Raw genomic sequence first — 21,647 nt, 5'->3', positions numbered from 1 at the left:
TCCAAAATGAAAAAGATAATCTATATAGTAGTTGTAATCCTGATTCTGGGTGCCGTTGGTTTCAAACTGATGGATAATAAGGAGCAAATGGCGGCCAATGCAGCAGTAGCAGAAATTAAAAGTGATGCTATTCCGGTAACTGTTACAGAGGTGGAGAATACCAAGCTGGATAAATCTTTCACGGCTCAGGGTAACTTTGCCCCTATCCAGAGCCTGACACTTTTATCAGAGACACAAGGCCAGATACAGCGTGTGCTGAAGCGCAAGGGCGACAAGGTGAAAGCCGGCGAATTGCTGCTGCAGGTAGAAAGCAACACCATGGCCGCCGACCTGGCCACGGCACAGACCAATGCTGAGAAAGCGAAGAAAGACCTGGAGCGCTTCGAGAACCTGGCTGCCGGCGACGCCATCACCCAGCGACAGTTGGAGGACGCCCGTTTGGCTGCAAAGTCTACGCAGGCTCAGTTGGTTGCTGCCCGTCAGCGCCTGAACAAGACACGCATCACTGCGCCAATCAGCGGCGAGATCAACGAGATTTATGTGGAAATTGGCTCTTACCTGAACCCGGGCACGAAGCTGTACGACATTGTGAACGTGGACAAGCTGAAGCTGAAAGTAAAGGTGAACGAAAGCGAAGTGCTGCTGATCAACAAAGGTGATAAGGTAACCGTGAAAGCCGATGCCGGTTCAGGCCAGGAGTATGAAGGAACGGTGACAGCCATCGCGGCACAGGCCGACCCTACCCTGAAGTTTGACGTGGAAGTGGAAGTGAAAAACGCCGCTAACAACAACCTGCGTGCCGGCATGTATGGCACCGCCTTCTTTGATGTAGCCGCCGAGCGCGATGCGCAGCTGTTACCGCGCGAGGCCATTGTGGGTAGTATACAGAACCCAAGCGTGTACGTGGTGAAAGATGGCAAAGCCACACTGCGCCAGGTAAAAGTGGGAACAGTAACACAAGACAAAGTAGAGCTGCTGGAAGGCGTGCAGCCAGGTGAGCAGATTGTGCAGAGCGGCCAGATTAACCTGCGCGAAGGCATCAAAGTAACAGTGCTTTAACAAAGAAACACTTCTTTTAAGATAATCCTGAAATGAACATAACTAAATTATCCATACAGCGGTCGTCCCTGGTGGTGGTGGTTTTTACCGTCCTCACGCTGCTCGGGGTGGTCAGCTACCAGGCGCTTAACTACGAGCTGCTACCGAAGTTTAACCCTCCGGTACTCACTGTAACCACTATTTATCCCGGTGCTTCGCCTAACGAGGTGGAAAACTCTGTGACGAAGGAGATCGAGGATGCCCTTGCCTCACTGGAAAACGTGAAGGAGATGAAGAGTACCTCTCTGGAGAGCTTTTCCATGATTGTGATCAACCTGAACCAGGGCACTAACGTGGACCTGGCCCTGCAGGATGCGCAGCGAAAGGTAAACACCATTCTGGCGAAATTGCCGGAAGATGCGGATGCGCCTACGATGAACAAATTCGACTTGGACGACCTGCCCATCATCAAGATGGGTGCTACGGCCAACTTGTCGCCTACAGAATTCTATGACCTGATCGACAAGAAGATCAAGCCGGAGCTGTCGCGTATTCAAGGCATGGCCGCCATAAAAATACTTGGTGGCCAGGAGCGCGAGATTAAGGTGAACATCAACGCCGATAAACTGGCAGCCTATGACTTGTCTATCCTGCAGGTGCAGCAGAAAATCCGCAACTCCAACCTGGACTTCCCTACAGGTAAGATCAAGCAGGAAAGCGGGCAGACGCAGATCCGTCTGGCTGGTAAATTCAACTCGCTGGACCAACTGCGCAACCTGATCATCCGCGAAGACCAGAACGGCATTGTACGCCTGGCTGACGTAGCGGAAGTACAGGATACGCAGAAAGATGTGGAGGTACTGACACGTGTAAATGCGAACCCTTCTGTGGGTATCACCATTCAGAAGCAGTCGGATGCCAACGCCGTGGAAGTAAGCCGCCTGACAAAAGAGGCGCTTGCCGAACTGGAGCAAACGTATGCAGATCAGGGTCTGAAGTTTAACCTGGCCAGCGACTCCTCTGACTTTACTTTGGAGGCTGCCGACTCAGTAATACACGACTTGGTTATTGCCGTAATACTTGTGGCTATTGTGATGTTGCTGTTCCTGCACTCGCTGCGAAACGCCGTGATTGTAATGGTCTCTATTCCGGCATCACTGGTGGCTACGTTTATTGCCATGTATCTGCTGGGATATTCCCTTAACCTGATGTCTTTGCTGGCACTCTCGCTGGTGGTAGGTATACTTGTGGACGACGCCATTGTGGTGATTGAGAACATTCACCGCCACATGGAGATGGGCAAAAAGCCCGCACAGGCCGCTTATGACGGCATCCGCGAGATCATGGCAACGGTAACGTCCATCACCTTGGTAATTGTGGTGGTATTTATCCCAATTGCGCTGTCTACTGGTCTGGTTTCCGATATCCTGCGCCAGTTTGCAGTGGTGGTAGCGATAGCAACGATGATCTCTTTGTTCGTTGCCTTTACGTTGATTCCGCTGCTTGCCAGCCGTTTCTCGCGCCTGGAGCATATCTCTGACAAGAACTTCTTCGGACGCTTTATACTTTCGTTCGAGCGTTTACTTGATAGAATTATTGATAGCTTTACAGCTGCGCTGAAGTGGGCGTTTAACCACAAGTTCATCACGTTGGCAGTAACTATGCTGATGCTTTTTGCCTCATTCGCCTTGGTGCCGTTCGGCTTTATCGGTTCGGAGTTTATCCCAGCCGGCGACCGTGGTGAGGTAAGCTTACAGCTGGAGTTGCCTAAAAACGCGACGGTGGAGCAAACAAACTTTGCCACGCGCCAGGTAGAAGAATACTTGCAGGCCATACCTGAAGTGGAGAAGGTTTTTACCACGGTAGGTACCACTTCTTCGGCGCAGGCAGGCCAGAACACAGCCTACAAAGCGGACGTTTCGGTAACGCTGGTAGACGTGAAGCAGCGTGATTTCAGCACCAATCAGTTCAGCCGTCAGGCCAAAGCCGACATCGAAAGCAAGTTGCCTGATGTGGAAGTAACACCGGTTCCGGTAGGCTTGGTAGGAAACTCGCAGGCTCCCATCCAGATCATCATCTCCGGCTCTAACCTGGATAGCGTGATGGCTTTCTCACAGCAGGTAATGCAGATTGTAGAAGGAGTGGAAGGTACTGTGGACACAGAAACATCGGTAGAAGGTGGTAACCCTGAGATTGAAGTGGTGGTGGAACGTGACAAGATGGCGAATGTAGGTCTGTCGCTGGAAAATGTGGGTGCAAGTATGCAGCTGGCCTTTAGCGGTAACTCTGATGTTACTTTCCGTTCCGGCACTGAAGACTACGACATCAACATCCGTCTCGACGAGTTTGACCGCCGCAGCGTGAATGACATCGTTAACCTGTCTTTCGTGAACAACAAGGGACAACTGGTGCGCCTGGCGCAGTTTGCTGATATTCGTCAATCTACTGGACCATCTCAGTTGGAGCGTTACAACCGTGTAACTTCGGTAAACGTGAACTCACAGGTAATCGGCCGTCCGGCTGGTTCCATTGGTGCAGATATCCAGGCTAAGTTAGCAGAAATTGATATGCCAGCAGGTGTGAGTGTTGAAATGGGCGGTGACCTCAAAAACCAGAGCGAAGGTTTTGGCACGCTGGGTATTGCCCTGCTTGCCTCCATCATCTTCGTGTACCTGATCATGGTGGCCCTTTACGACTCCTATGTGTACCCGCTGGTGGTATTGTTCTCTATTCCTTTAGCGATCATCGGTGCCTTGCTGGCCCTTGCGCTTGCTGGCCAGTCATTGAGTATCTTCTCTATACTTGGTATTATTATGATGATTGGTCTGGTAGCCAAGAACGCCATCATGGTGGTGGACTTTACAAACAAGCTGAAGGATGAAGGCGTGGAAGTGAAAGAGGCTCTGACAGAAGCGGTGAGAATACGTTTCCGTCCGATCTTGATGACAACGCTGGCGATGGTAATTGGTATGTTGCCGATTGCCCTGGCAGGTGGCTCGGTGGCTGCAACCAAGAACGGTCTGGCCTGGGCCTTGATCGGTGGTCTAAGCTCCTCCATGTTCCTGACGCTGATCGTGGTGCCGATTATCTACTACGGCTTTGACCGTATACTTGCCAAGTTCGGCCTGGATAAGAAGACTGTGATTGAGCTGGAAGACAAGACAATGGAAGAGTTGGAGCATGAAACAGCGATGCTCGAAGAGTCCAAGATGAGCCACTCTCATACTTACTAAAATGAACCTGTTTTCTTATACATACTGATGGTAGCAAGATTGCGGAGGCTCCTGGCTTCCGCAATCTTTATGTCTGCCTACAACAACACAAGTAAAGCTGCTGTCTCGCAGCACCCTTATAGCCAACTGGCTTCCCTCAACTTACCCTTAATGCCATGAAAAATGTAACGAACACGACACAGGCAATTCAAGATGAACTGGTGAACATCATCAGCTCCATCAAAAAAGTAAACCCCAGCCGGCTTCTGAAGGTTAGAGATTTCACTAAACTTGACTTCGACATAGTGGATGTGGTGGATATTATACTGGCCGTAGAAAAAACTTACCAGCTGACAATCCCGGATGAAGTGCCGGTCTACTCCATCGACGACTTTGTTAACTATGTGTACAACCAAAGTATAAAGCAGGCGGGGTAGCACTTCTACTAAGCCACAACACAAAAGGGGCCGCTGTATCAACAGCGGCCCCTTTTGTGTTGAGATGCATATTTTGATGTATCCATACTTTACAGCTCCCAGCGTCCGCTTGTGCCATCGACTGCTTCGGCTATACTTCCATAGCCACAGCTTCCGCATCTGCGAATAAGCTATCCTTTCAGGCTGCTGCTGACCCTCCAACTCCAGCTCCCTAATACCTATTGCTTCACTTCTACCTTTGGAGCGTTCACGGCTGGGGTAGGGGCCCTATATGAGCGGGGCCCCGTCCTGGGGGAAGGGGCCCCGCTCATATAGGGCATCGCGCGGTGCAATTGAAGCTGCCACCGCTGCGCTGCAGGCTGCCCTTCGGGCACCGCATCAATTACAAGGCGCTCTTTTTCGAGGGCCCCTACCCCCACCCAAGGACTGAACACAGTTCCACTAGCCACTGTCTTCCCTATGCAACAAGTATAACTGTCCCCTTGAGGGGACTACAGGGGTGTTCTACTTCTGCGGATTATTCCTACTCAAGAGAGGCTAGGGGGTAACTCAAGCGAATCAAAGTATAGAGAAGTATTAATAATCCGTAGCATCCACACAAAAAAAGGCTGCCCCGAAAGGGGCAGCCTTTTCTATACTTTATACTTGGTGTCAGGAGCCTTATGCCCTTGAAAGTTGCTTTAAGTGCATGACATGCGACATAACTGCACGGCGCATGTTAGGAATGTTGTGGTAAGGCACATTGAACTCGGCACATGCCTGAGCCACTATTTTGCTTAACGCCGGGTAATGGATGTGTGAGATCTTCGGGAACAGGTGATGCTCTACCTGGAAGTTTAGCCCACCGGCAAACCAGGTCACCAGTTTATTGTTAGTGGCAAAGTTAGCTGTGGTTTTCAGTTGATGCACCGCCCACTCATCTTCCAGTTTGTTAGCAGGCTGCACGGCAACCGGAAAGTGTGTTTCCCGAACCGTATGCGCCAACTGGAACACAATGCTCATCACAAACCCCGTAACAACGCCGTAAGTCAGGAAGCCGAGTAGCCATGGCAGGAAGCCAACGGTATAAATGGGAAGCACCGCGAAGAACACGATGTGCAGTACTTTAAAGCCCCAAAACGTGATGTGGTCAGATGTCTTCATCTTGCGAAGCGGCATTGCCCCTACTTTTTTGGTGAAGTATTTCTGGTAATCAGAGAAAAACACCCAGAAAAAGAAAAGCATGGAATAAGCTGCCCAGAAGTATAAATGCTGGTAGCGGTGAATCTTGCGCAGTTTCTGCGTCTCGCAGAGTCTTAGAAACGGGCCTGCATCCAGGTCATCGTCCACACCATCAATATTTGTATAGGCATGGTGAATAACATTGTGCTTGGTGTTCCACATAAACTCATTCGCCCCCAGCACGTTCAGGCACAAACCCGCCATCTCGTTCAAGCGCTTTTTCTTACTGAAACTGCCATGGGAGCCATCGTGCATCACGTTAAAGCCAATGGCGGCCGTTAAACCTCCCAGCAGCGCGCACTCCACCAGCCCAAGCAAGGCAGAGGCCGGTGTAAAGAAAACCAGGTGCGTGTAGATCAGCAGCAAACTAACAGTCAGGATGATAGCTTTGGTGTAGAGCTTGTAATTGCCAGTGGTGGCGATGCCTTCCTCCTGAAAATAGTCGTTTATTCTTCTCTTTAATTCCGCGTGAAAAGAGTCTTTTTGTGCTTGAAATTTGGGTGCTGCCATAAATTGATATTACTTGTACTAAGTGGCTTAGCTGAAAAAAAATGAGGATGTGCTAAAACCGGGTATAAAGGTAAACTTAATTTTTCAACAATAGTTTAGCGGCAATCGGTCCAATCCAGAAATTATTGTTCGGCACAGCGAAGCCTATACGCGGCAGAAGCAGCAGGAGCAGCTATTTATACTTGAAAAATATAAAAGGGTGGCTCAAAACCTTCGCGCTGCAGGATGGGTTTGGACACGTTGAACACCTTCACTCCTTTGGTCGTTTCGCCCTCCAGTGTGCCAATGTGGGCATGCCCATGAAAAGCAGCCTGCACACCCCGCCGGTTTAGCGGCTCAGCTAATCTGGAGGAGCCGAGGAAAGGAAAAATCTGCTCCGGCTCCCCTACAACAGTCGCGCGGATAGGCGAGTAATGCAGCACGGCTATCATTTTGATATCCACGTATTCCCCCTCCAAGCGCGACAAGGCACTATCCAGTTTCAGGGATTCATCCACAGCCTCCTGTACAAAGCTTTTGATCATCGGTTCGCCAAACATACCAAGCATACCCCGGTCAAAACCGCCGCCGAAGCCCTTCACGCCGGCAAACCCAACATCCCCGATCACAATGCTATCGCCATCGAGCAAGTGCACCTTGGCTTTGGTTAGCACCTTGCGGATGCTTTTCTGGTTGTCCCGCTCATAGTCGTGGTTGCCTAGCACAGCCACCACGGGTATGGAGCATGCCTTCAACTCATCGGCCAGGATCTCGGCTTCGGCCGTCCGGCCCGTGTCCGTCAGGTCGCCGCACAGCAGCAACACGTCCGCCTGCTTCGAGACTTCCGCAAAATACTTTTCCCACTCTCCGCTGTCTGTCTCCCGCACATGTATATCCCCTACTGCAGCAATTCTTGTAATCTTCTTTTCTGTGTTGTCCATAAATTAAACAGATCTGATGGTAACTACCTTATAGTCCCATTCTGTGATGTCGGTTGCATATTGGGTTTGATCGATGAGCGGGCCGCGGCATATTTTCTCCTTCGGCGGCGGCATATCGAACTGTTCCTGCGCCCGTACCATCAGCTCATCAAAAAGCCACCTCGGCACAAGATCGCGCTCTGAGGGATACACAAACTGAAACGACAGCACCTGCGACAAAAGCAGTTGCCAATGCACGTCCATGTGGTGCCAGAGCCACTTCCAGTCCAGTTTATCGCCGTAGCGCAAAATAATGTGGTTGATATCAGCGCCATCAAAGCGCTCGCGGTTCTGCACGTACAACTTCGACCAGATCAGCGTTTCGGCAGGTATCACCTTCACCTTAATGCCCAGCAGCTCACTTGAGGTGGAGCGGGCAAACCACTCATCGTCCACAGCGCAGTGGTTGCCAGGGTTATTAAAGATGATATCCATGAAATTGTCGCCGTTGATGGCCTTTGCCAGCCAGCGGGCGTCAGTCAGTTCTGTTTCGTACCCTGCCTCTTTAAAAGCCTTGAGGATGCGCGGCGTGTCGCCCGATTTACAAAAGATGTCCAGGTCCTTGGTATCGCGCATAATATCGGTGTAGAGGCGCAGGGCAAATCCCCCTCCCACCATAAAATCGGCATCACTGTTCGAAAGAATACCAAGCGCCTCCCGGTAAAAATCGTGGGCGGCCTGGCGGTGAATGCCTTCTTGCAATTCTATTACTTTAGCCATATTGCTTTATCTCCATAAGTTATTGAAAGCCGCCGTCAGGCGACAGCCCACCGATGCCGGGAGCAGCTTCTTAAGTATAAGAGGACACTAGTTCACAGGATCATTGTGGTGCGTAGGGTTCTTTTACTAAAATACACCACTGTTTGTTGCCTGTTTGTAGTTAGAGAGGTCTATATCTTCCATAAAAGTCAGCCAAGCACCTTCTTGCTATCACAAAATTGAACTTTATTTATATTATTCTTTAAGCGGATTGTTCGACACGAAGAAAGGAATGTTGGCTGTGGCTATGTTCTGGTGCCCGTCCCGCACATAAACAAAAAGCCGGTAAGCACCTTCTTTTTGAGGTGTGTGCAACCAGAGGCTGTTGCCTTGCTGTTTTCCCAGCATTTGAGGCACTGCCGCCGGGGTTTCCTGCTTGTCGGCGTTGCCATCGCTGGTCTCCGCCTCAGGCAGCACCTCCCACTGCAGGTCCAACATATCGCCATCAGGGTCGAAAGTGAAGGTCAGCGCCTCAAATTTTTTGCCCGGCCGCAGGTAAATCTGATCGTTGGCAAATTTTCCGTCCAGCTGCAGGTAAGCGATGTAGGGTGCCTTGTTGAAGTTGGTTGTATCGCCCCAGAGCGCACGCATTTCCTGCACCAGTGCTGTTTCCTCCCCCTGCTTGTTGATAAGTGAAAACCAGGTGGGCGTTGTTTCCTGCTTGCTCCCCCACATAAACACATAGGAGCCCAGGCAGCGCTTCGTGTCGGTCAGCACGGTTTGCTCATACTGGTTACGGGCGAATTCTGCCTTTTCGGAACTGGTCTGTTCAATAGGCGCCATCCACCAGGTGTAGTACGCTTCCCAATAACCCCTGGCGCCGAACTCTGACACGATATAGGGCCCTTTCCAGTCTGTTTCACTTAATGCGGCCGGTACCTCCTGCAAGGCTGCAAAGGAGTTGATGGAAAGCACGTCCAGGGCGGGGCAGCGATCGGCAATAAGGTTAATCACCTTGTCGGGCACGTTCATAACCGTGGTGGTGGTTGGGTGTTCCGGGTCTTCCCTCTTGATCATCTCCGCCACCTGGTTCACCGCATCCCATACTTTCAGGTTAGATCCCTCGGCGTACAGTTCGTTGCCCACGCCCCACATCAGTAGGGCCGGGTGGTCTTTATACTTGAGCACCTCCTGCCGTAACCGCTCGGTCTGCTGTGCCACCAGTTCTTTGTCATAATAGTTGAAGCCTTCGCGCTCCCGGGCCATCCAAAGACCCAGTGTTACCGTCAGGCCATACTTGTGTGCCGAGTCCAGCACCGCCTGTGCATTCTCGGTATGCCATACCCGCACGGAGTTACCGCCATACTTGCTCAGGCGTCCGTAAAAATCATAACCGGCTGCGCCTTTGATGAAGTATGGCTCCCCATTGCGCAGCAGCACAAAGGCATCTCCTTTTTGCACCACTTCCACCTTGCGCCCCTGTTGTTTATACTTGTTAGCTAGGTCTGGATCGGCTTTACAGGCAGCAAGGGTTAAGATGATGAAAGAAATGCAAACAAGTTTTGGCAGGAGCTTCCCGAACAAGGGTTGAAGCATGTAAAAAGTGTAAATTTAGTGCAACTCAATTAGTGAAATCAGTTTCTTTACGTATAACCTTTCTACATGTTCTAAGTACACAATTGACGGTAGAGGCGGTATGATCAGCTAAAATATTGCACCTGTAGTACCCTGTCTCTTTCAGCTCCATAATCCTATTAGTTAAACACCCTTTAAAATGTCTGCCTAGCAGTACAAAGCATGTTAGACTTTGCGACCGAGAATAAGCTATCTTCTCCCCTTATAAAGGCAGCGCCGGACACTTTCAGAAAGGATGTGCAGGCGATACGGTTCATGATCTGGCTGGGCCTGCTAACCATGGTACTGTTTCTGTACTGGTTTCTGGATGAGGACCACATTGGCTACGAGCCGCTTTACTGGCTGCTGACCACGGCCCTGGGGTTTAAACTGCTGCGCACGCTGCACGAGTGGTACCACTACTATGCCGTTAGCGTTCCTGTTAAGCCGAATTTGCGCACCGCCTTTACCGTGGATGTGCTCACCACTGCGTGCCCCGGGGAGCCGCACAGCATGATCATCAATACACTGGAGGCCATACAGCGCATCAGGTACCCGCATACCACCTACCTCTGCGACGAAGGCGACGACCCGGTGCTGAAGGCTGCTTGTGAGCGCCTGGGTGTGCGCCATGTAACACGAACAGTGAAGGTAAACGCCAAGGCGGGCAACATCAACAATGCTTTGAAGCAAGCCACAGGCGATATCTGCCTTATACTTGACCCCGACCACGTACCACAGCCGGAGTTTCTCGATGAGGTGCTCCCTTACTTCGAAGACCCGGAGATTGGCTTTGTGCAGGTGGTGCAGGCGTACAGCAATCAAAAGGAGAGCCTGGTAGCCTATGGCGCCGCCGAGCAGACCTACAGCTTTTATGGCCCCATGATGATGGGCATGAACAGCTACGGCACCGTGCAAGCCATCGGCGCCAACTGCACCTTCCGCCGAAAAGCGCTCGACAGCATCGGAGGCCATGCGGCAGGCTTGTCGGAAGACATGCATACGGCCATGCAACTGCACGCCAAAGGCTGGAAATCAACCTACGTACCTAAGATACTGACCCGCGGACTCGTGCCGGCAACGCTATCCTCATACTACAAGCAACAGGTAAAATGGGCCCGTGGCACTTTTGAGCTGCTGTTTGCTGTCTACCCGAAGCTTTTCCGCCACTTTACCTTCCGCCAGAAGATTCACTATTTTTCCCTGCCGCTCTACTACCTGTTCGGCTTGTTTAACCTCATTGACTTCCTGATTCCGGTGCTGGCGCTGCTATTGGCTGAATTTCCGTGGTATGTGTCGCTGGGTGAGTTCCTGATCATGTTTACACCTTTTCTGTGCATTTCCCTCTGCATCCGCCATTTTGCGCAGCGTTGGTACCACGAGAAGAACGAAAACGGATTTCACCTGTTTGGGGGTATTCTGCGCACCGGCACCTGGTGGGTGTTTTTGCTGGGCTTGATTTATTCTATTCTGCGGGTAAAGGTGCCCTACATCCCCACGCCAAAAGACGACAAGCCGAAGAACAACTTCCTGCTGAGCATGCCCAACACCATGATTTGCGCGCTAAGTATAGGTGCCATCATGTACAGCCAGAAAGTATACGGACACCTGTACGATAACCCTTACGTGCAGATGATGGCGGGCTTTGCTTTGATTAACGTGGCGATTGTGGGTAGCATTGTGATTATTGGCCAGGAGCGGTTTATGGAATGGGTGCGGCAAAATGTGCTGCATGCCTCCCTGCTGGAGCCGGTGTTCAGCCCGCTGCGGTTTGGTGTGTGGCGCACCCGCCATGGCTTTTATTACGGCATCCGCAGCACTGCCCTAGTGCTGGTGGTGGTATCGGCGATGGTGTCTGTGTCCTTTGTGCTTTTTAAGCAGGATTGGGTGGATTACTGGGCCAAGCCAGCATCGAAGGTTGAACAGCAGGTAAAGCAGGAGCCGGTGTATAAGCGCAACCTAACCTTGCGCATCGGGTAACATTCCTTAACCCCGTGCAGCCCCTCCCCGTTTAGTAGGGTATTGAACGCTTGTTTAACCTATATATCCTAAAGCTATGATCAGTGACTATTCAAACCGCGACAACAACCGAAATTTCAATACGCGCCGCTCTGACCGGTACCGCCACCCGGAGCGAGATTCAGATTACCGTTTCGATGACTATGGCTCCTCTGCGCGGGGCGGCTACGGCAACGAAGGCCACACCGGCACCTGGGGCAACCAGGGCAACGAAATGGCCGGCTCCCGCAATACCAGCAACCAGGATACGTACGGCACCTACAGCACATCGCGCAACTATGGCAACATGGGCAGCTATGGCGGGGCGCAGGGCTTCGGGACAGCGAGAGGTGGCCAGCACCAGCAAGGCAGCGGCTACAACTACTACAGCGGCAAGGGCTCTCCGGACGAAAACAGGCAGAGCAACCTGAGCAGCCCGGGCACCAGCATCAACTACAGTCCAAACTATGGCAGCCAGGGCCACGAGCGCAGCCACGGCTACCAGAGCGATTTCGATAGCCACGGTTCCGCGTTCCGCAACGACGACCAGCCGGACCTGTACGGTTCTGACGTATCCAGAAGATTCCAGGGCCGCGACCAGGGAAACTATGACTTCAATTCCGACAACTACAACCGGGGCAGCGGCAGTTACCGTTTCGACCGTGAATCAGATCGTGGTGGTTACGGTAACCAACGCATGGGCTACGGGTCCCAGGGATCAGGAAGTTCCTCTAACTACGGTGGCTCGCAGGGCAGCTACATGGGCAGTGGTTACAGCCGCAACTCCAACAGCGACTACGGCAGCGGCAATTACGGTTCTATGGGCAGCTACGACCGCGGCGGAAACAACTCGAACTACGGTAGCTCGGTAGGCCGAAGCAGCAACTACAGCAGAAATGTTGGAGATGAATACCCGAACGACACGTATGCGCGCGATCAGTACAACAACCGCATCCAGCACCGCGACAGCGACTACGATTATGACCCGAACAAAAGCTTCAGTGGCTCATCGGGCAGGTCTGGCAGGTCCAGCAACTACGTGAGCAGCGACAACCGCACGCGTACCTGGAACCGCGACCACGATCGTGGCTCTGACAGGTATTAAGCAGCATAAGATCAAAAGAGAAGGCGCAGCCAGTAAGCTGCGCCTTCTTTGTTTCTGCCAGATCTGATGGTATATTTTTGTTTTTATACTTGATGGATAGGTCTCTTCAAGTAGATTATTTTACACACATTTCCCGCAGGTCGCGCATGCTGCCGTAGAAAACGTTGCAGTCCACCCTGCCTTCTACGCCTCCTACCTCGCCAATGTCGGTGTACTGCCAGAAGTGCAGTTTGCGGGTGGTGCTTTTCTCTATTTTTAATTTCGGCACATCGTAATGGGCAATCCAGAGTGGATAACTGTCAAAATGCCCGGCCAGGTAATCGATATAGAAGCTGTACCCGGTATAAATGATAGGCCTGACGCCGTAGGCGTTCTCCACCACATCAAGCCATACTTTTAAATCCTTGCGCAGTTGCGCAGCTGATTTCCGGCCACGCACTTCAATGTCCAGCACGGGCGGCAGATCGCCGGACGAGATCTTTACAGTAGCCAGGAAGTTGTTCGCCTGTTGTTCCGGATCGAGGTAAGGCAGGTAGAAATGATAGGCTCCCCGGATAATGCCCGCCGAGTCGGCTCCTGCCCAGTTCCGCTGGAAGTGCTTGTCTTTCAACGAAACACCCTCGGTGGCTTTCACAAAAGCGAAGGCGATCTGGTTTTCGCGCACTTGCTGCCAGTCTACCTCTTTCTGGTAATGGCTCACATCCACGCCGTACACCGTGTGTCCCTCCGGCCAAACAGGTGCCGGTTTCTCCACGAAATACTCCACATAAAAAACCAGGGCAATGATGGCAAGCAGCAAAGCCAAGCCAATCCAGAAGCGACGGGGCGGCTGCTGGCCTTTCTTCCTGCGTGGCTTTTTTGCGGATGGTTTTCGCTTTACCGGTGCAGGCGCCTTCGGAACAGGCGGTTTCATCTTTCTGGGGGGCAATTTAGGCTTGGGGATGGGCCATTCATCCACCGGTTGCTTTGTGCGTGCAGCCATGCGTTGTCTCCTGCAGTTAAATTAAAAACTTAGGCTATACTTGCGTTAAAAAATGAGTTCCCGCTGCGGCAGGCCCGTCAGGTGCTCAAGTTGCGCTCCGTCGGTGGTGGTGTAGCCTTGCATCAGGTTGGCAGTGAGGCAGGAATGAACCGGCAACACGCCCATCAGATCGCCTATTTTATACTTGGAAAACTGCTCCGGCGAGGCCTTCACCACGCCATGCTCCTGCGACAGCGACACCACCTCGATGCCTTCCTGCGGTGCAGACCAGCCGTTGCTGGCAAACTCAACAACACGACCATACACCGTAGAGCCGTTTTCCTGCAGCAGCACGTCTTTCGAGAAGTGAACACTGCCGCCGTAAAGTATAATTTCGCCCCGCTCCGGGTGCATTGCCACAACCGGGCAGGCCATGCAAACGGCAATATCATCAAAACTGCAGGAGCCGATGCGCTGCTGCGTGAGGTCGTAAAAAACGTAGTTGCCCGGGCGTATCTCATCCACCCCACTTAGTGTTTCGATGATGCTGCAGGAGGGCGTATCGCCAATGGAGAGCTGCAGGTTCGGGAACCGGGACTTATAGCGGTCGCGCAGCTGCTGCAGTTGATACACCGAGGTATTGTGGATGGTTTGAATGGCGTCTACATCCGTTTGCTTGTAGGTGTGCCCGTCGTGCACCACAAACCCCTCGAACAGCAGCTTTTCCTGCCCCTGCACTTGCTGCATGATACTGTCCAGTTCCTCGTAGTTAGTGGCCAGGATACCCGTGCGGCGGTAGCCCGTGTCTATTTTGAGCGACAGGTGCACCGGGTGCTGCAACTGATTCGCCAGCACGGCCACCGTATCCTCGTTTACTGCCACCAGGTGCAGTTTTATGCGGCCAGCAAGCTCATTTATGCTTTCCATTTCCAGCACGTTCACCGGGAAAGCCACCATAATTTCTTTCCAGCCGTGGTTGGCGAAGTAGCGGGCCATGCGCACCGAAGATACCGTAATCGCCTCTACCCCCACTTCGCGGAACCACTCGCCCACCTGTGCCGACTGGTGCGTCTTGAAGTGTGGGCGCAACCGCACGCTGTTTCGTTTAGCCTTGTCAGCCATGCGGCGAATGTTGCGCTTTGCCTTATCCTTATCTAGTAGTAGTGTGGGTATCGTAATTCTCATGTTCAATTCTTCGCAAATGGTAGCAAATCCTGTGAAGTTACACAAGTTCGTAAAAAAACGCACACCCGTGGCAGGTTTTGGTGGCAAAGGAATCTGGCTTGTCCGCAGGAAAACTGAATTGCTACAACAGGAGCGGCACCTATTTCCTCCCGCTCCTGCGGCGGCGGCAAGGCATTTTCCAGTACCTTTGTAAAAAATCAAGACTAGCTATGAGCTACCTTTACGTCAAGGCGCTGCACATCATTTTTGTGGTTACCTGGTTTGCAGGCCTATTTTATATTGTTCGCCTGTTTATTTACTATGCCGAAGCCGCTGAAAAGCCAGAGCCGGAGCGCGCTATACTTCAAAAGCAGTTTTCTTTGATGCAGAAACGCCTGTGGTACGGTATCACCTGGCCCTCCGCCATACTTACCCTGATCTTCGGCACCAGTATTGTCATCATCCTAAACCTATACGACCCGTTTCCAAGCTGGCTAATCTGGAAAATAGCGTTTGTGCTTGGCCTGTACGTGTACCACTTCCTGTGCCACGCCATCTTCAAACAGCAGCAGCAAGGCATCCTCAAGTATAATTCAACGCAGCTGCGCATCTGGAACGAAGTGGCCACCCTCTTCCTGATCAGCATTGTGTTCCTGGTGGTGTTGAAAAGCTCGCTAAGCATGCTCTGGGGTATTGTTGGCTTGATCTTGTTTTCTGCTATCTTAATGCTGGCCATCCGCATCTACAAAAAAGTAAGAGAGGGCAAAAGTTAGAAAGTTGGGAGGTTAGAAGGTTAGAAACTCTGGGTGTAGAATGGCTGTTGAATTCCCTGCTCATAGAGGAATTTAATTCAGAATTCATCATTCAGAATTCATAATTCCTTCTGTAAGGGCTATCTTTGTAAGTATGAATAATGCATTGAAGGCCAACGAGCGAGAATTGATTAAGCTGATCCGTTTTTTCAGCAAGCGCGCCACGCTGCTGATGGAGACGGGGGAGCTAAGCCACGAGCACCAGCAACTAACACAGGCATGCCAGAAACTGGAGACGCAATTGCTGACGCACGCTGAAAACCGCACGGCCATACTTGATAAACGGGAGCGCCTTAACAACATCATTCAGGACAATGCCCAGTGCCCCAAGTGCCACAAGGCAGACATGCTGAAGCAACAGAGCGTGGCTACAAACGAGCATGGCTGGAAAAGCAATACCTACCGCTGCCGCCGCTGCAACACCAATTTTACCTGGAACCGTCCGAACAACCCCTGGCACATGGTGGAGTTTTTGGAAATGTACATCAAAGAACTCGAAAGCTCGCTGGAGGCAAACAGCATCCCCCCTGAAATGCGCGAACACACCGAAGCCGCCATTCCACAGTTGCAGGACAGCCTGTTCCGCCTGCGCCCTGTGCTCGAAACCTCTGATGAGGAAATGGAGGCGCTAAGCACAAAGGAGCGGGAAATGGACAAAATGATCCACCAGTTTAAAAACTACCTTCTCATCGAAAAAATCAAACTGGACACGTACCAGGAGTAGGTTCGTTTTACGTTACGCGTTGATCGTTTTTCGAGGGACTATACTTCTCTTGTTATTTTGCGAAGATCTTGGTTGCGATGTGCGTTGCGTGATAGTAAAGTAATAGCCTCTCTTCTCGCCACTAAGATCCTTTCAGGATGACAGAAAGGAGGAGAAAATGCTTGAGAGGAATACTGTCAAACCCCTTAAAGCAAACAACGTCTAACCCGCTATTACCCCGCACCCGATCAACGAAAAACTAACAACGAAATCATATCCCCTGCACCACCCAATACCAGAAAGTCAGGGTGATGAAGGAGAGCGGGATCCCGAAGCCGATCATCATGTTGGCCAGGCGGGGTTTTAAGCCATAGGAGGCGGCCACGATGCTGGCCGTAATCATGGGAGCCATGGCAGCTTCCATCACACATACTTGTGCCAGTGTGCCGCGCACATGCAGTCCCCACACATAAATGACAAGTATGAGCAGCGGTGCCAGCATCAGTTGGTAAGTCAGGCCGAGCGCCAGGAACCCCCAATGCTTGCTGCGCCGCTCCAGCCGTAGTTGTAGCCCCACCGACACCAGGGCCAGAGGTGAAACGGTACTGCCCAGGCGCTGAAATACCTCTTTCAGATCATCCGAAAAGTGGAGATCCAGTATGTTAAGGCCGAGCGCCAGCATGAACACCAGAAAAGGTGGGAAGCGTAGTATCTTGCGGGCAATCACACCCGCGTCGGCATTCCCTTTTGATAGCGCCGCAGCCAGGGCAATGCCCAGCGTGGAAAGCACCATAAAAGATCCCGGCTGATCGATGAGAATGGCTGTCCTTAGCCCCTCTTTGCCATAAAGCGCTTCCATTACCGGAAAGCCGATAAAGGAAGTATTACCCAGGCCGCCGGTAAGTATAAGGCAACCGATCAGCTTTTTAGACCAGCCGAAGGATTTCCCGAGGCTCCAGAAAAACAAGGCTGCACCGGCAAAGCATATCCAGGCCAGCCCCACCGGTAACAGCACCGAACTGTCCAGCGTCACTTCCGGGATGAAGTACAGAGCCAGTGCAGGCAGCGAAATGTAGATAATGAACTGGTTCAGGACCAGCGCCGAGTTCGGGGGGAAATCCCTGAAGCGCTGCAGCAGCACTCCCAGCCCCAGGCATCCAAATAAAAGTATAAAACTGCCCATCAGGTTCTTCTGTGACTGCCGCAGCTTAGCCGCAACACCCAAAGGTAAGGCCGGGAAAGCAGAAAACTAAAATAGCTGGAGGGTTTCCTTCTGCATTTATACTTTCGCAGCCAGCACCTGCCTGCTACTGCAGCACCACCCGCCGTACAACCCGTGTATTTTCTGAAACAACGCTAAGGAAGTACACACCGGGCGCGAGGTGCTCTGTTTGCAGCTCTATGCTGTTTCCTCCGCCACTTAGCTGCTGTGTTACGTCCAGCACCGTGGCCGATTGGGCATTGGTCAGTATAAAGCGTACTTCCGGCTTCTTCAGGCCGTTTACCTGCAGTTTGATGTTGCCTTTGGCTGGTACCGGATATACTTTCACGGCGCGCTCCAACTGCGCTTTAGCTGCTGATGACAACGGCCCGGTATAGGAAAGTTTGTACACCACATGTGCCTTATCATCCGAGATAAATAAACCTCCATCGGGCCCCACGGTAATGTCTACAGGGCGGGCGTAGGCTTCGGTGGAGTCGCTGTTGAGGAAACCGCTGACCAAATCTACCTGCTCACCGGGTTTTCCGTTCTGCCACGGAAAGTAGATCACTTTGTAACCCGTAGCTTTAGAGCGGTTCCAGGAGCCATGCAGGGCGATGAGTGCTCCGTTGCGGTAAGGCTGCGGCATCGCGGTGTTCTGCGTAAACAGCAACCCCAGTGGCGCCGTGTGTGCCTGAATGCCCTTGCTGATGCGCGTCATACCGTTACAATCCACCGTATTGTCAGGGTTTAGCTGCACATCATTGATGTAGGGCATATTATCCTTTCCCTGACGGGCATCCGGGTTGCAGAAAGGCCAGCCATAGTTGCCTCCATCCCGTACAAGCGTAAATGCCTCTGGCGGATTATTATCCACGTAGCTTTGCACCACTTTGCCGTAGTTGCCGGTAGCGTCCTTTAACGGATAGGCTACATTGTCGCGGTTGTTTACCGTTACCCACAGCTCGTCGGTGCCGGGCACAAAATCCAGTCCCTCGGCATTCCGGATGCCTTCGGCAAACAAGCGACGGTTGCTGCCATCTGCGTTGTACACGTAAATCGCGCCCCGTTTCGGATTGCTCTGCGTATCCTCCACACAGGCGTTACAGGTAGAGGCAATCGATACATACAGGTTATGTTTGCTGTCTAAGGCTATGTTCTTGAGTACGTGCCCATAGGTGCCCTTCAATTCTGAGAGCGTTTCATCAGGCAGGTTGGCTACCACAATTTCCCGGTTTTGCCCCTGCTTGTCGCCGTTGGTGTAAGTATAGCGGTTGATCTGGTTCTTTTCGGCAATGTAAACATACTGGGTGTTGCTTATCTTATGAAACACGATGTCATGCGGTCGCTGCAGCCCGGTGGCGAAATCATACTCTTCGATGGTGCCATCTGCTCTTTGGTGCAGTCCCCGCACTTTTCCATCCCACGGCATCGAGACAAACAGGTCGCCGTTCGGGGCGGTTGCCATAAACCGCACGCCACTTACCCGGGCGAATACTTCCAGCTTAAAATTGGGCGGCACTGTCGCGAAACGGTCCACGTTGAAGGGAGCGTTCCGCATCGTTGCCGGCACCTCGATTTTAACTGTTTCAGAGGCGGCAGGCGGTGTACGCTGCGCAAACGAAGCAAGCGGCAAGGCAAGGACAAGCGCTGCCAGGTATGGTTTCAGTAGAGATGAAAAATTCATAGGATACGCGTAAAGGATACTCAACCTCTACTTTTATTCCTTTTCGTCGGAAAGGTTGCGGGAACAGAAGCTTTTTGAGGGAAATTTATACTTGCACGACTGTCTGCTTTCCGTTCTACACTACTTAAGTTTGTTGTTCGCTGCTCGTTGTTAGTTGATCGCACGGGTATCGATATTCGTTGCTCGTTATTCGTTATTTGTTGATCGAATTATAGTGAAGAGAGCCTGGGGAACAGAGTCTGCTTGTGTCTTGGTGCTGCAAACGCATACTTGGCGCTATTGTACTTGAATGATTCTCAATAGAGGCGAGCACAACTGTTAAATTCTTCACCCACAATTTCCCTTTATTCTCATCCGACGACAGGAGAGATTTTTTAGAATTCCGGATAGATTCCTTAGGGCTACGCTCGCTCTATGCTGCTCCTGCCTCCACTGTGCTCGCAATGGCAAAACTGTTCTCTGTGCCGGCGCCTGCACCAGTTTAAAAAGAAAAAGGCACAAGCTGTTGCCTGTGCCTTCCATCATTCTGAAAAACCTACAACTAGATGGGCTTCGCCTTTTCCTTTAACCAGGCCAGTTCCTCCTCCTCAAGGTGCGGGCCGAGTCGTTCGATTACCTGCTGGTGGTAATCGTTCAGCCATTTAATTTGGTGTGGCTCCAGCAAATCCTTCTTTATCGGCGTGGTATCGATCAGCGCCATGGTCAGGTGCTCGAACGTATAAAACTCACCGAACTCGTTCGTTTCGTCCTGCACTGTGAGCACCAGGTTTTCGATGCGGATGCCGTGCTTGCCGTTGCGGTAGATGCCCGGCTCCACGGATGAAATCATCCCCAGTTCCAGGTCCACTGCTGTTGGTGAGGCATTCAGTACGTGCGGGCCCTCGTGCACATTGAGGAAGAAGCCTACGCCATGCCCTGTTCCGTGGCCATAGTTGCGGGCATAGTCCCAAAGCGGCTTGCGCGAAATAGCATCGATCTGGTACCCTTTGGAGCCTTTCGGGTAGCGGGCCGTGGAGCCATCAATCATTCCTTTCAGCACCAGGGTATAGTCTGTTTTTTCCTCCTCGGTCAGGTTGCCCAGCGAAACCACACGCGTAATATCCGTGGTGCCGGAAGTATACTGACCGCCTGAATCAAGCAGGAACAGGCCATCTGGCTGCAGTTCAGCGTCGCTTTCGGGTGTTACCCGGTAATGCGGCAGGGCCCCATGTGCTTTATAACCGGCAATGGTATCGAAGCTCTCGCCCACAAATCCCTCCTGTTGTTCCCTGAACTCGCGCACCTTGGCAGCCACAGACAGTTCTGTAATTTTCTCTTTGCCGATGTTCTCCTCCAGCCACTTAAAGAAACGCGTCAGCGCCACGCCGTCTTTGATCATGGTTTGGCGGATGTGCGCCACCTCCACCTCGTTTTTCACGGCTTTAAAGTGGGTGGTCGGGTTGGTCTCCTGTATCACGCGCACCTCTTTTGGCAGCATTTTATACAAGGCATAGCAGTTGCGCTTCGGGTCAATAAGAATGCTATTGCCCGGTACACCGGCTACAGCCCGCTCCACCAGGTCGTATGCCTCCAGGCTCACCCCTGCTTCTACCAGGCGGTGCTGGTCTTCGTCGCTAAGCTTGGTGGTGTTGATGAAAAGAATGGCTTTCTCCTGTCCAATGAGCGCGAAACTTAGCACCACCGGGTTGCACTTCACATCGGAACCGCGCAGGTTGAAGAGCCAGGCCAGGTCATCTAACGAAGAGATCAGGTGGTACTCGGCTCTGTGCTTTTTCAGAGCCGCACGCAGCCGCTCCAGCTTGCTTTGCAGCGACTCCCCCACAGTATCTTCTGCCAATAGAAAGGCAGGAGCTACCGGGAGTTCAGGCCTTTCCAGCCAGATCGGGTCCAGGTAATCGCGGTCGCTGTTCAGGCTGATACCCAGCGGCGAAAGCATGGATTCCAGCTGCTGCGCCAGCCCCACCGAGATCAGCTTCGCATCAAACGCCACCGTGGCGCCCTCCGGCAGGCGGTCTGCCAGCCAGGTGATGTACTCCGGTGCGCCCTGGGCCTGTAGTTTTACCAGCTCAAAGCCGGTACCGGCCAATTGTTCATTTGCCTGCACAAAGTAGCGGGCATCCGTCCAGAGGCCGGCGAAGTCCTGCGTGATCACCAGCGTGCCAGCCGAACCGGTAAAGCCCGAGGCAAATTCAATGCATTTGTAACGGTCTGGAAGGTATTCGCTTATGTGTGGATCGGCCGACGGAATAATGTAGGCGCTCACACCCTCCCCTTTCATCTGGCTCTGAATGGCTGCTAGTCTTTCTTTGTAGGTCATTTGCTCAAA

General features: G+C 52.1%; 16 protein-coding genes. 7 read left to right on the top strand and 9 right to left on the bottom strand.

Features of this window, described 5'->3' with window-relative positions:
• Positions 1-6 precede the first annotated feature (6 nt).
• The 3 genes from A0W33_RS15680 (at position 7) to A0W33_RS15670 (ending at position 4,687) form a co-directional block, all read left to right on the top strand.
• Complete coding sequence (locus A0W33_RS15680) at positions 7-1,059, top strand: efflux RND transporter periplasmic adaptor subunit (protein WP_068839055.1); 1,053 nt, start codon at positions 7-9, stop codon at positions 1,057-1,059.
• Between the two features lie 32 nt (positions 1,060-1,091).
• Positions 1,092-4,271, top strand: a complete 3,180-nt coding sequence (locus A0W33_RS15675; RefSeq protein ID WP_068839054.1) for an efflux RND transporter permease subunit — start codon at positions 1,092-1,094, stop codon at positions 4,269-4,271.
• A 155-nt stretch (positions 4,272-4,426) separates the two neighbouring features.
• Positions 4,427-4,687, top strand: coding sequence for an acyl carrier protein (locus tag A0W33_RS15670; protein WP_068839053.1), 261 nt, complete (start codon positions 4,427-4,429; stop codon positions 4,685-4,687).
• 660 nt (positions 4,688-5,347) lie between these two features.
• On the opposite strand, the gene A0W33_RS15660 is transcribed toward A0W33_RS15670, so the two are convergent.
• From A0W33_RS15660 to A0W33_RS15645, 4 genes are all read right to left on the bottom strand, one after another.
• The gene (locus tag A0W33_RS15660; RefSeq protein WP_068839051.1) at positions 5,348-6,418 is read right to left on the bottom strand and encodes a fatty acid desaturase family protein; all 1,071 of its coding nucleotides are present in this window, start codon (positions 6,416-6,418) and stop codon (positions 5,348-5,350) included.
• Between the two features lie 176 nt (positions 6,419-6,594).
• On the bottom strand, positions 6,595-7,338 hold the full coding sequence (locus A0W33_RS15655; RefSeq protein ID WP_068839050.1) for a metallophosphoesterase family protein: 744 nt from the start codon (positions 7,336-7,338) through the stop codon (positions 6,595-6,597).
• Between the two features lie 3 nt (positions 7,339-7,341).
• Positions 7,342-8,097: a nucleotidyltransferase gene (locus A0W33_RS15650; protein ID WP_068839049.1), complete on the bottom strand. Its 756-nt coding sequence runs from the start codon at positions 8,095-8,097 to the stop codon at positions 7,342-7,344.
• 234 nt (positions 8,098-8,331) lie between these two features.
• A complete protein-coding gene (locus tag A0W33_RS15645) occupies positions 8,332-9,672 on the bottom strand; it encodes a glycoside hydrolase family 2 TIM barrel-domain containing protein (protein ID WP_068839048.1) in 1,341 nt (446 codons plus the stop codon).
• A gap of 201 nt (positions 9,673-9,873) precedes the next feature.
• On the opposite strand from A0W33_RS15645, the gene A0W33_RS15640 reads away from it, so the two are divergent.
• Together A0W33_RS15640 and A0W33_RS15635 are read left to right on the top strand one after the other, a co-directional pair.
• A complete protein-coding gene (locus A0W33_RS15640) occupies positions 9,874-11,670 on the top strand; it encodes a glycosyltransferase (protein WP_082815272.1) in 1,797 nt (598 codons plus the stop codon).
• Positions 11,671-11,746: 76 nt separating this feature from the next.
• Positions 11,747-12,793 carry a hypothetical protein gene (locus A0W33_RS15635; RefSeq protein ID WP_068839047.1) on the top strand — a complete coding sequence of 349 codons (1,047 nt, stop codon included), beginning with the start codon at positions 11,747-11,749 and terminating at the stop codon, positions 12,791-12,793.
• A gap of 115 nt (positions 12,794-12,908) precedes the next feature.
• Here A0W33_RS15635 and A0W33_RS15630 read toward each other — a convergent pair whose 3' ends face one another.
• Both A0W33_RS15630 and A0W33_RS15625 read right to left on the bottom strand, forming a co-directional pair.
• A complete protein-coding gene (locus A0W33_RS15630) occupies positions 12,909-13,775 on the bottom strand; it encodes a glycoside hydrolase family 25 protein (RefSeq protein ID WP_082815271.1) in 867 nt (288 codons plus the stop codon).
• 45 nt (positions 13,776-13,820) lie between these two features.
• Positions 13,821-14,939 (bottom strand): alanine racemase, encoded by a 1,119-nt coding sequence (locus A0W33_RS15625; RefSeq protein ID WP_068839046.1) that lies wholly within the window; start codon positions 14,937-14,939, stop codon positions 13,821-13,823.
• 209 nt (positions 14,940-15,148) lie between these two features.
• Here A0W33_RS15625 and A0W33_RS15620 point away from each other — a divergent pair, with 209 nt between their 5' ends.
• Together A0W33_RS15620 and A0W33_RS15615 are read left to right on the top strand one after the other, a co-directional pair.
• Positions 15,149-15,691, top strand: coding sequence for a CopD family protein (locus A0W33_RS15620; protein WP_068839045.1), 543 nt, complete (start codon positions 15,149-15,151; stop codon positions 15,689-15,691).
• Between the two features lie 133 nt (positions 15,692-15,824).
• The gene (locus tag A0W33_RS15615) at positions 15,825-16,454 is read left to right on the top strand and encodes a hypothetical protein (protein WP_068839044.1); all 630 of its coding nucleotides are present in this window, start codon (positions 15,825-15,827) and stop codon (positions 16,452-16,454) included.
• A 250-nt stretch (positions 16,455-16,704) separates the two neighbouring features.
• Here A0W33_RS15615 and A0W33_RS15610 read toward each other — a convergent pair whose 3' ends face one another.
• The 3 genes from A0W33_RS15610 to A0W33_RS15600 form a co-directional block, all read right to left on the bottom strand.
• Entirely contained in the window at positions 16,705-17,658 is a 954-nt protein-coding gene (locus tag A0W33_RS15610; protein WP_229802311.1) for an AEC family transporter, read from the bottom strand.
• Positions 17,659-17,740: 82 nt separating this feature from the next.
• On the bottom strand, positions 17,741-19,321 hold the full coding sequence (locus tag A0W33_RS15605; RefSeq protein WP_068839043.1) for a T9SS type A sorting domain-containing protein: 1,581 nt from the start codon (positions 19,319-19,321) through the stop codon (positions 17,741-17,743).
• A gap of 541 nt (positions 19,322-19,862) precedes the next feature.
• Complete coding sequence (locus tag A0W33_RS15600; RefSeq protein ID WP_068839042.1) at positions 19,863-21,638, bottom strand: aminopeptidase P family protein; 1,776 nt, start codon at positions 21,636-21,638, stop codon at positions 19,863-19,865.
• Between the last annotated feature and the right edge of the window lie 9 nt (positions 21,639-21,647).

The organism is Pontibacter akesuensis, assembly GCF_001611675.1.
Classification (GTDB): Bacteria; Bacteroidota; Bacteroidia; order Cytophagales; family Hymenobacteraceae; genus Pontibacter; species Pontibacter akesuensis.
The sequence above is the reverse complement of the archived record's forward strand: the minus strand, read 5'-3'. Positions and strand labels throughout refer to the sequence as shown.